Below are 11,131 nucleotides of genomic sequence, written 5' to 3'. Positions count from 1 at the left end.
AAGCCGCCGAAGACGACGGAGTGGGTGGCGCCGATGCGGGCGCAGGCGAGCATCGCGACGACGGCCTCGGGGATCATCGGTAGGTAGACGGCGACCCGGTCGCCCGTGGTGACGCCGAGTTCCAGCAGGGCGTTGGCGGCCTTGGAGACCTCGTCCTTGAGCTGGGCGTAGGTGATGGAGCGGCCGTCGCCGGGTTCGCCTTCGAAGTGGATCGCGACGCGGTCGCCGTGGCCGGCTTCGACGTGCCGGTCGACGCAGTTGTAGGCCACGTTGAGTTTGCCGTCGGCGAACCACTTGGCGAACGGGGGGTTGGTCCAGTCCAGGGTCTGGGTGGGCTCGGTGGCCCAGTCGAGGCGGCGGGCCTGTTCGGCCCAGAAACCGAGCCGGTCCTCGGAGGCCTGCGCGTACGCGGCCGCGGTGACGTTGGCGGCAGCGGCGAGTTCCGCGGGCGGAGCGAAACGGCGTTCCTCCTTGAGCAGGTTGGCCAGGCTCTCGTTGCTCAACGCGCACTCCTCATCGAGTTTTCATATGCCGGGAGATCCCGTGGGGCGGGATTGTCCCGTGTGTCCCAGCGCACAGCTCACCAGGCGAACCGCCATGTTGACAAGAGGCTGCTTTCAATTGGTTTAGACCTTTAGGTGGGCCGGCCCGGATGTGCGCTGGCGGCTCCGCCCTCGCGGGCGTTCCACCCGGCTCCCTGGTTGCCGAGCGCCGAGCGCCGAGCGCCGAGTGCTGACCGCCAACCGCCGGCCGCCGATTGCTTTCCGTCGACCGCCGGCCACCGATCACCGAATGTGCGCGGGCTGCCACGAAGGGTGTTGACGGCCGGTCCGGCGGGTAATCCACTGACGGTACGGGCTCGTCGTCGTCACTCGCGGGCCCGCTCCTCAACGCAGCGCTCCCGTTCTTGGGGGGATGCACATGCCCGGAACTCCCGCGACCCCCGCTGCCTCGGCCCGCCCCGGGGAGCCCCTACTTCCGCCCCTTCCAGGGGACTTCGCCGTTGTCCGGATGGACGGCCAGGTCGGCCGCCTGATCAGGATCGGACAGTGGCTCAACGGCGATGGATTCGCCGACTTCGAGCACGCCTTCGTCTACCTCGGCGACGGCGAGCTGATGGAGGCCGAACCCGGCGGCGCCCGGGTCGGGCCGCTGATCGAGTACGACGGCCGGCCGATCCGCTGGTCGACCGACAGGTTCGCGCTGACCGAGGAACAGCGGCAGACCGTGGTCGCTGCGGCCCGCGGCTACGTCGGGGTCCCCTACAGTGCGGCCGACTACTTCGCGCTCGCCGCACACCACTTCCATCTTCCGATAGGCCTGCTGATCAAGGCCTATGTCGCGGACAGCCGGCACATGATCTGCTCCCAACTGGTCGACCAGTGCTACCGGGCCGCCGGCGTCCAGTTGTTCCGGGACGGCCGTTGGCCGGGCTACGTCACCCCGGCCGACCTGGCCAATCTGCTACGGCCCTGACCCACTCTGTCCAAGATCACAACTACGGCCTCGAGCCTCGAACTCGAGGATCCCCCTAGAGGGCCTGGCCCGGTCCTGCCCGACCGGGCCAGGCGCCGGAGGAGGCGCGCGACGTCAGGCTGCCACTGGCCGTTCGTCGAGCTTTTCCTCCGACACGGACACGAACCGGCCCTTCTCCCGGTCCAAGACGTACGCCTGGGCGGTGGCGAAGTCGAAGTACATGCCGACCAGCCGCAGGGTGCCCTCGTTGACCCGGCGCTCCACCGCCGGGTTGGCCAGCAGCTGGTCCAACTGCTGGACCACGTTGGTGATGCAGAGCTGCTCCGCGAGGTCGACCACCGGTCGCCCGGCGAACTCGGCCGGTGCCCGCCTCAGCCGGGCCAGCGACCCGCGTCCGTTGCGCAGCCAGCGGGTCAGCGGCGTCGGCGGCCCTGGCTGTTCGTGGACCCCGTCCAGCAGGGCCTTCATGGCGCCGCACCCGGAGTGCCCGCAGATGGTGATGCTGCGGACCTCCAGCACCTCGACGGCGTACTGCACCGCCGCCGCCACCGAGTCGTCGGCGGCCCCCGGCTCGTACGGTGCCGGGACCAGGTTCCCGACGTTCCGTACGGTGAACAGGTCGCCGGGGCCGCTGCTGGTGATCATGCTGGTGACCAGGCGGGAGTCGGCGCAGGTCAGGAAGAGTTGCGAGGGTGCCTGGCCCTCACGCGCGAGCCTGGCAAGTTCGTGGCGGACCAGCGGCGCGGTGTGCTGCTGGAAGCCGCGGACCCCGTCCAGCAGTCGGCCATGCGGGTCCTCGTTGCTCTGCTCGATGCAGTGGTGACGACCCCAGGGTGTCCAGGCCCGGCAGCGGTGCGGGCCTGAGGAACTGCCGGAGCGGACGGTGCCGTCCGGGTCCAGCACCTCGTCGTCATACCGCTCCGTCAGCATCGAGACCCGGCCGCCTTCGGCCTGGTGGCCGACCCGCCAGGTGTGCACCTGCTCGTATGCTGCGTGGTCGAGGAACGAGCCGTCGTGGCATACCGTCACCCGGGCCCGCGGGGGGATCAGGGCGAGCGCCCGGCTCAGTTTGGGGACGGCGGCGAAGGTGAGAGGGCCATGGGTGCGGACTAGGTACGAGCCGTCGGGCTCCGCCGAGACCTCCACATGTGCTCGGGTCAGCCGGTACAAGGCTAGGAGGACGGCCACCGAGCCGCCCAGGGCGACACCGACCGGGACGCCGAGCAGAACCACTCCCAGCACGGTGGTGAGGTAGACGGGGAACTCCCGGTGCCGGTGCACCCGCCGGATGTGCGCGAAGCTCACCATCTGGATGCCGACCACCAGGACCAGCGCGGCCAGCGCCGCCAGCGGGATCCGGCGCAGCCCGCCGGCCAGGGCGACCGCGGCCAGAGCCACCCAGGCCCCGTGGAGGACGGCGGATTTTCGGCTCACGGCGCCGGCCCGGATGTTGGCGGTGCTGCGGACGGCACCGCCCGCCACCGGAAGCCCGCCGAGCAGGCCGCTCAGCACGTTGGCGACGCCTTGCCCGCGCAGCTCGCGGTTGAGGTCGCTCGAGCTGTGGGTCATCCGGTCCACTGCGACGGAGGAGAGCAGCGACTCCACGCTCGCCACGGCTGTCACCGTCAGCACGGCGGCCAGCAGGACGGGCCAGTGCTGGACGAACACGGCGGGGCTGGGAGGTGAGGCGAGGGCGTGCCGGCTCCAGGCGGGAAGCTCGACCCGGGCGAGGCTCAGCCCGAGGCCCACGGAGAGCGCGGTACCGCCGGTGACGGCCACCAGGGCGGCGGGAACCCTGGCCAGCGCGCCGCCCAGCCGCCCTGCCGAGCCCGGGAGCCGGCCGAGCCGGGGCCAGCCGCAGAGGATGGCGATGGCGACGGCGCCGACCGCGAGCGCGGGCAGATGTGGACCGGAGAGCTGGCCGGGCAGCGCGAGGAGATTGGCCTGTGCGGAGCTCATCGGTGAGCCGCCGAGTACCACGTGCAACTGGGCGATGGCGATGGTGAGGCCGACGCCGGCCAGCATCCCGTGCACGATCGCGGGTGAGACGGCGAGCGCGGTCCGCGCCACCCGCAGTGAGCCGAGCAGCAGCTGCAGCAGTCCGGCGATCACGGTGACGGCGCAGGTGACCTGCCAGCCGAACCGGGCGATCAGCCCGGCGACGATCACGGTGAGGGCCGCGGAAGGGCCGCTGACCTGGAGTGGAGTGCCGCCGAGGAGACCGACCATCAGACCGCCGACAGCGGCGGCCACCAGGCCGGAGGTGAGCGGGACGCCGGTGGCCAGGGCGATGCCGAGCGAGAACGGGACGGCGACCAGGAAGACCACCAGGGAGGCGGTGAGGTCGTGCAGCAGGCCGGCGGGCCGCGCCGGGAGGGGGCCGGGGGTCGTGGTGTCCGGTGGCGCGTGGTCGGTGGTGTCGGAGGCGATCGGTGCGCTGGAGATGTCGAGGGTCATGTCTTCCCGTCTTTCCGGGGAACGAACGCAGTCAGGTCCGGTGGGGGAGCTCGGAGGCGGATCGGCTGTCGTGGGTCGCGACGGTACGGCGGGATGGCGTGGGCGCGGCGGGGAGTGTCGCGGGCGGCCCATGAACCATCAAGAATCAGTAAACCGAGAGTAATGAAATCTTTGCACACGGTGAAATTGAGTGGAAGGAAGCGGCCCTGGATTCATTCCTATGGGTGGTGGCCGGGTCTTCCGGGAATACGTCCTGACCTCCGCGATGGCCGACCGGGCGTCGCCGGGCAGCGCGAAGGCCGGCACCCCTGGGGATGCCGGCCTTCGCCTGGGCAAATCGGCGCCGGTGTGCGACCTGGGTCGTCAGGCAGGGGCGGCGTCCAGTTGATCAGCGGCCTGTTCGACGTCGAGCACGAAGTCCTCGTCGATCTGCGAGGCGAGGTCGATCCCGGTCCTCGCGTTTCCCCAGCTCTCCGCGTTGCGGAGGTGGAAGTGGATGGCCTGCCGGGTGTAGCGCTGCGGGTCGCGCAGTCCGAAGGCCGCGTCGGTCTCCGCCTTGAGCCGGGCGAGCACCTCGCGGTTCGCGGGCTCGAGCGTCCTCAGCTCCGGCTCGGCGCCTTGCTCCAGGTGGCGGACCCAGGTGGACTGGCCGAAGGCGGCGAGTAGGTCGTCGCCCACCTCGCGTCGGAGGAATCCGAGGTCGTCGGGGCCCTGCACCTTGTTGCCGACGACCCGCAGGGCCACGTTGAAGTCCCGCGCGTAGTCCTTGTACTGGCGGTACACCGAGATGCCCTTGCGGGTCGGTTCGGCCACCAGGAAGGTCAGGTCGAAACGGGTGAACAGGCCGGAGGCGAAGGAGTCCGAGCCCGCCGTCATGTCGGTGACGACGTACTCGTCCGGGCCGTCGACCAGGTGGTTCAGTAGCAGCTCGACCGCGCCGACCTTGGAGTGGTAGCAGGCGACGCCCAGATCCTCCTCGGCGAAGGCGCCGGTCGCCAGTAGGCGGACCGAGCCCTCGTCGAGTGCGATCGGCCGGGCGCAGGCGGCGTACACCGGGTTCTCCTCGACGATCCGCAGCAGGCGTGAACCCCGGCCGGGCGGCGTGGTCTTGATCATTTCCTCGGCGGAGCCGATCAGCGGGTTGCTGCCGCGTAGGTACTCCTTGATCTGGGGCAGGTGTTCGCCGAGCGTGGGCAGTGCGGCGGTCTGATCGTCGGTCAGCCCGAGGGTTGTTCCCAGATGTTGGTTGATGTCGGCGTCGACGGCGATGACCGGGCGCCCAGCGGCGGCCAGGTGGCGGATGAACAGTGCCGACAGCGTGGTCTTGCCGCTGCCGCCCTTGCCGACGAAGGCGATCTTCATCTGGGACCCCGACTCTCGCTTGGGCGGGACGTGTGCCGCCGGGATTGTTTTTGGAAATCGTTATCGTCACCGATAGTGGCCATGCTAGCGGCGCGCCGGTGCTCCGCGAGGGCGGGAATCGGGGATTGCCTCAAACGGGTGATGGTGGGGTTGCTGTACCGGCCCCAGCGGGTGGTTCATTACTCTCGGGTAGGTGACGACTGGAACTGATCCCCTCGCCCCACTTGCAGAGCTCCCCGGGGTGCCCGAGGCTGTTGCCGAGGTGCGCAAGGCCGTGGACCGGCTGTACGGGCACCGTGTGATGCGCCGCCGTTCGCCCGAGGTGACCTCGGAGGCCGCCCTGCGCGGTGCGCGTGCCTCCGCCGCCCTGGACGGGGCGGACTGGCCGCTGGAGGAGGTGCGCCGCCGCAGCGACTTCGGCGGCGACCCCGAGGCCCGGACGATCGGCGGCGCGCTGCGGATCTCCGCCGAGGCCGGGCAGTTGCTGAGCGTCTGGCGGCACTCCCCGCTCCAGGTGCTGGCCCGGTTGCACCTGCTGGTGGTCGGGGACGCGGACGAGTCCGCCGGGCGGCCCCGACGCGCGGGGGAGGGGGCGGCCGAGATCTTCCCGTTGGAGCTGGCCGCGGCCGAGGATGTCGAGGAGGCGGTCTCCGGCATGGCGGAGCTCCCGCCCGCGCCGCAGGCCGAGGAGGTCGCGGCGCGCCTCGAGCAGCTCTCCCGGCTGCTGGTGGCCCGGGCGGAGGGCGCGGCGAGCGGAACCCCCGCGCTGGTCGTGGCCGCAGTGGTGCACGGTGAGTTGCTCGCGCTGCGGCCGTTCGCCTCGCGCAACGGCATGATCGCCCGCGCCGCACAGCGGATCGTCCTGATCGGCGAGGGGCTCGATCCCAAGGCCATCTGCCCGGCGGAGGTCGGTCTCGCGGAGCTGGGCACAGCCGCCTACCGGGAGGCCCTGCGCGGCTACCTCAGCGGCACGCCCGAGGGAATGGCCGCCTGGATCGGGCACTGCGGGAAGGCGCTCCGCCTGGGCGTGCGGGAGAGCACGGCGGTCTGTGAAGCGATGCAGCGCGGCATGGTCTGAGCGGCCCGGACGCCGTCCCGGCGCAGAGTTGCGGCGGCACCTGATCCTGCTGGGTGCCGCCGCTGGTACAGGTACCGAGTTACCAAGCATGCACCGTAAGTGCCCATCAGGCGGGGATCCTGCCCATTCACCTGGTGCGGCGGCCCGACAGCGGGTCGGCTGCATGTGGGTGCCCAGTTATCTGTACGCGGTCCGTGGGCCTGAACTGCGTTGTCGGAACGACCCTTATTGGGTCCTGACCGGGTCTCGCGGGCCGTAACTCATTTCTATCGCGGTTCGACGGAAAGCGGAACCCGAAAAAAGAAGTCTTTGCCTTTTGTCCGTTTCGTCCTGATGGGGTGGCTTGCCGGCTGGGCGTGCGGAAACCGACCGGGCCGGGCGGAGACCAGTGCGGCGGCCCCGGTGCGACGTCGCCCGGGCCCGGTAGCGTCAAGCGGACGGGCGCCGTCGTTTGGCCGCCGTGTACCAGAGCACCCCGGCCGTCAGCAGTGCGGTGCCGACTGCCACGGCCGTCACCACGGAACGGCTCGGCGCGCTGAAGTCCGGGAGTCGGCGTCGGAGTTCGACCGGGCGGTCGAAGACCAGGACCGGCCAGTCGCGCGCCAGGGCCTCCTTGCGCAGAGCGCGGTCGGGGTTGACCGCGGAGGGGTGGCCGACCGCCTCGAGCAGCGGCAGATCGGTCGAGGAGTCGCTGTACGCGTAGCAGTTGGCCAGGTCGTAGCCCTCGGCCTCGGCCAGTTCCCGAATCGCCGCGGCCTTGTTCTCCGCGTAGGCGTAATACTCGATCTCCCCGGTGTACCGGCCGTCCTCGATCTTCAGTCGGGTGGCGATCACATGGTCCGCGCCGAGCAGTGCGCCGATCGGCTCGACCACCTCGGAGCCCGAACTGCTGACGATCACGACATCGCGGCCGGCCGCGTGGTGCTGTTCGATGAGCGAGGCGGCCTCATCGTAGATGATCGGATCGATCAGTCCGTGCAGGGTCTCGGCGACGATCTCGCGGACCTGCTGGACGTTCCAGCCCCGGGTGAGCGCGGAGAGGTACTCGCGCATCTTCTCCATCTGGTCGTGGTCCGCGCCGCCCACCAGGAAGACGAACTGGGCGTAGGCGCTCTTCAGCACGGCCCGACGGTTGATCAGGCCGCCCTGGTAGAACGGCCGGCTGAACGCCAGGGCGCTCGACTTGGCAATGATCGTCTTGTCGAGATCGAAGAATGCGGCGGTTCGCACCGCGCCATACTGGCGACGCGAGGCGGCCGCAGGTACCGGTTCAGTGCCGTTCGGTGCGGAACGGTACGCGGAGTTCCCGTCGTGCTCGGCGACGTCGGCGTTCTCGGAGGTGTCCACGGGATCTGAGGATAGAGGGCCCGGCAAAACACCCCGCCATTCGGCGTACGCGCGAGCGTGTGGGTTTGTGTTTCTGGCCGCTCGGGTACACCATGGAAGTCACGGATCGTTCGCGACCGTGCTAACCCGGTCCGGCTCCTCCCCCCCGAGTCGGGCTGTGGATAGACGACCCCCGCTCTCCCCCCCGGCGGGGGTCGTCGCACGTCCGGGGCCATTTTTCGGGCTTCTCGACGATCCCAGGGAAGGCTCGCCGACGGTATTCGCGGTGGGCGAGGATGATCCGCCAAGAGGGCTCACCGGGACTGATTCGTTACTCTCCGTGTTTATTCAGCCTTGGTTGGTGAGACGTGACTCCACCCCCTGGCCGCGGATCTCGGGTGGGGGCGGGCCACTGTGTTCCCGGCCTTCTCGACAGCCTCGCAGGTGTCAATTCCTATTAACCCCCCGTGTGGGTGAACAAAGTTATCCACAGGGCCGACTTGTCCACAGGTAATCGGGAGGGGGCTGACGGATTCGGCCGCGGCCGCGACCTTGGTGTCCGGGCAGCAGTCGTCTCCGTCATCGGGGAGGCCGCTGACAACCCACCGGCGGGCGCCGGGGCCATGCCCAGTGCCGGCGCCCGGACAGAACCTCACCGGGGGAGACAGCCATGTCCGCACCCACCGCAGATCACCATTCGGCCGACCGGACGACTCCGTCGGGGCCGCTCATCGTCACCGAGGACGAGTCCCTCGCCGAGAACCTGCTTCGGCTCTGTGCCGCCGCAGGCACCGACCCGCACCTGCTGTGCGGCGTTCCACCGTCCCGAGACCTGTGGGAGAACGCGCCGTTGGTGCTGGTCGGAGACGACCAGGCGGAGCGCTGCGCGGCCCTGGGTCGCCGGGCCGGTGTGCTGCTGCTGGGCCTCGACCTGGACGACTGCGAGGTCTGGGTGAGAGCCGTCAGACTCGGGGCCGAGCACGTCCTGTTCCTGCCCGATGCGCAGGCGTGGCTGCTGGACCGGATCGCCGACGCGGCCGAGGGCGTCGGTCCGCCCGCACTGACCGTCGCCGTGCTCGGCGGCCGCGGCGGCGCCGGCGCCTCGACCCTGGCCTGCGCCCTTGCGATCACCGCGGCCCGAACGGGACACCGCACCATGCTCATTGACGCCGACCCCTTGGGCGGCGGGCTCGACGTGCTGCTCGGTGGCGAGGGTAAGGGTGGCCTGCGCTGGCCCGACCTGGCTGCCTCCCGCGGGCGAGTCAACGGAGCCGAACTCGCCAGAGCTCTACCCGAGTTGCACCGACTGACCGCCTTGTCCTGGGATCGCGGCGACACGCTCGCCGTGCCGCCCGAGGCGATGCGCAGCGTGGTCGCCGCCGCCCGTCGCCGCGGCGGGCTGGTCGTTCTCGACCTTCCCCGGCACCTTGACTCGGCCGCCGGGCAGGCACTCGAACAGGCCGACACCGGGCTGCTGGTGGTCCCGGCGGAGCTGCGCGCGATGGCGGCGGCGGATCGGGTGGCCTCGGCCGCCCGGATGCGGCTCTCGGACCTACGCGCGGTCGTCCGGGTGCCGGGACCGGCCGGGCTGGCGGCCCCGGAGATCGCCCGTGGGCTCGGACTGCGGCTGGCCGGTGAGCTGCCACGGGAGCCCGGGCTGGGCGTCGACGTCGAGCGGGGAGCACCGCCCGGCACACGCGCGAAAGGACCGCTGGCGCGGTTCTGCACAGGTTTCCTGAACGAAGCGATGCCGCCGGTTCCGGCGGACGGAGGGGGTGTGCTGTGACAGGTCGTCTGCGGGGGCCGAGTCGGCCGGGGGAGTGCGACAGGACCACGACCGGCCCGCACCGGCGGCCGCTCGGCCCCGGTATGCGCCTCGGTGGCCGGCCGCACCGGCCGGGCCGGGCCGACACGGGGGATGCGGATCCGAGTCGAGCGGCGGCGGGCGTGCGAGGCCGGAGCGAAAGGGCCCAGGACACCGGGCTGGACGCGGAAGCGGCGACCGGGTCCGGGCCGCGGCTCGGGCGCGAGCGGCCCGGTCGGGCGGGGCCGGAGGAGCTGGGGCGGACCGAGGCGACGGTGGTCCGCGGGCGGACCGATCCGCGGGCCGCGGCCTTGCTCGACACCGTACGGCTGCGGCTGGCCGAAGCCGGTGCACAGCCCACCGCGAGGTCGGTGGCGGCGGCAGTACGGGCCGCCAGGCCGCCGCTGGGCGGTGACGACGTCCTCGATGCGGTACGGGTGCTCCGCTCGGAGCTGGTCGGCGCCGGGCCGCTCGACCAGCTGCTGGGTGAGCCGGATGTGACCGACGTCCTGGTGAACGGTCCCGACGAGGTGTGGATCGACCGGGGAGCCGGGCTGCAACGGGTGTCCGGCATCCGGTTTCCCGACGCCGCCGCGGTGCGCCACCTGGCGCACCGGCTGGCGACCGCGGCCGGTCGACGCCTCGACGACGCCAGGCCGTGGGTCGACGCCCGGCTGCCGAACGGGACACGCCTGCATGCCGTGCTGCCACCGATCGCCGCCGGGTGCACCCACATCTCGCTCCGGATCTCCCGCTCCCGGCCGTTCGCCCTGACGGAGCTGGTATCCGGCGGCGCGCTGCCCCAGGCCGGAGCGGACCTGCTCCTGGCGCTGCTGAACGCCAGGCTCTCGTTCCTGATCGCCGGCGGGACCGGCACGGGGAAGACCACCTTGCTCGCTGCCCTGCTGGGGCTGGTCGGGTCGGGGGAGCGGATCGTGCTGGCAGAGGACTCGGCCGAACTCCGGCCGGACCACCCCCATGTGGTGCGGCTCCAGGGCAGGCCGCCGAACCAGGAGGGGCTCGGTGAGCTGACCCTGCGGGATCTCGTCCGGCAGGCGCTGCGCATGCGGCCGGACCGCCTGGTGGTCGGTGAGGTCCGAGGGGCCGAGGTGGTCGACCTGCTGTCCGCGCTCAACACCGGTCACGAGGGTGGCTGCTGCACAGTTCATGCCAATACCGCGGCCGATGTCCCGGCCAGGCTGGAGGCGCTCGGCTCGCTCGCCGGCCTGGACCGGCTCTCCTTGCACAGCCAACTGCGCGCAGCCCTCGATGTGATCATCCACCTGGTGCGTGAGCCGCATACCGGGCTGCGCCGGGTCGCCGAGATCCACATGCTCACGGGCGACGAGCGAGGGCTCGCGATGACCACGCCAGCGGTCACGTTCAGGGCCGGCGGCACTTGTGAGCCCGGTCCCGGCTGGGACCGGCTGCGGCAGCGCTGTGCGGTCCGAGGGGTGGAGCTGCCGGGAAGTATCCGATGAACGTGCGGCAGATCGAGATCCTCTGGGCGCTGCTCCTGTGCGCCGCCGCGTTCGGTGCCTGGTGGCTGCTGCAGTCGGCCAGGAAGGGGTTGCAGTGATCAGCGGCCAGCTGTTCTGGATGGTCGGAACGATCGGCGTGGTGGCCGG

Annotated in this window: 8 protein-coding genes; 4 read left to right on the top strand and 4 right to left on the bottom strand. The window is 71.2% G+C overall.

Annotation, left to right across the window (positions count from 1 at the left end; translation table 11 throughout):
• A partial coding sequence (locus ACZ5ON_RS22815) for an acetyl-coenzyme A synthetase N-terminal domain-containing protein (protein ID WP_465595593.1) occupies positions 1 to 503 on the bottom strand: 503 nt, incomplete at its 3' end.
• A gap of 508 nt (positions 504 to 1,011) precedes the next feature.
• Between ACZ5ON_RS22815 and ACZ5ON_RS22810 the strand changes: the two genes are divergently transcribed.
• Positions 1,012 to 1,476 (top strand): hypothetical protein, encoded by a 465-nt coding sequence (locus tag ACZ5ON_RS22810; RefSeq protein WP_465595592.1) that lies wholly within the window; start codon positions 1,012 to 1,014, stop codon positions 1,474 to 1,476.
• A gap of 114 nt (positions 1,477 to 1,590) precedes the next feature.
• Here the strand turns inward: ACZ5ON_RS22810 and ACZ5ON_RS22805 are convergent, their stop codons facing one another.
• Together ACZ5ON_RS22805 and ACZ5ON_RS22800 are read right to left on the bottom strand one after the other, a co-directional pair.
• Positions 1,591 to 3,933, bottom strand: coding sequence for a SulP family inorganic anion transporter (locus tag ACZ5ON_RS22805; RefSeq protein ID WP_465595589.1), 2,343 nt, complete (start codon positions 3,931 to 3,933; stop codon positions 1,591 to 1,593).
• A gap of 363 nt (positions 3,934 to 4,296) precedes the next feature.
• Entirely contained in the window at positions 4,297 to 5,295 is a 999-nt protein-coding gene (locus tag ACZ5ON_RS22800; RefSeq protein ID WP_465595586.1) for a nucleotide-binding protein, read from the bottom strand.
• Positions 5,296 to 5,488: 193 nt separating this feature from the next.
• Here ACZ5ON_RS22800 and ACZ5ON_RS22795 point away from each other — a divergent pair, with 193 nt between their 5' ends.
• Positions 5,489 to 6,373: a Fic family protein gene (locus ACZ5ON_RS22795; protein WP_465595583.1), complete on the top strand. Its 885-nt coding sequence runs from the start codon at positions 5,489 to 5,491 to the stop codon at positions 6,371 to 6,373.
• A gap of 429 nt (positions 6,374 to 6,802) precedes the next feature.
• On the opposite strand, the gene ACZ5ON_RS22790 is transcribed toward ACZ5ON_RS22795, so the two are convergent.
• The gene (locus tag ACZ5ON_RS22790; RefSeq protein ID WP_465595620.1) at positions 6,803 to 7,603 is read right to left on the bottom strand and encodes an HAD family hydrolase; all 801 of its coding nucleotides are present in this window, start codon (positions 7,601 to 7,603) and stop codon (positions 6,803 to 6,805) included.
• Between the two features lie 766 nt (positions 7,604 to 8,369).
• Here ACZ5ON_RS22790 and ssd point away from each other — a divergent pair.
• Entirely contained in the window at positions 8,370 to 9,485 is a 1,116-nt protein-coding gene (gene ssd / locus ACZ5ON_RS22785; protein WP_465595580.1) for a septum site-determining protein Ssd, read from the top strand.
• A 272-nt stretch (positions 9,486 to 9,757) separates the two neighbouring features.
• Entirely contained in the window at positions 9,758 to 10,984 is a 1,227-nt protein-coding gene (locus ACZ5ON_RS22780) for a TadA family conjugal transfer-associated ATPase (protein ID WP_465595617.1), read from the top strand.
• Positions 10,985 to 11,131: the final 147 nt, after the last annotated feature.

The organism is Kitasatospora sp. NPDC032150, assembly GCF_055579945.1.
Note: the sequence above shows the minus strand (reverse complement) of the source record. Positions and strands in the feature narration are given on the sequence as shown.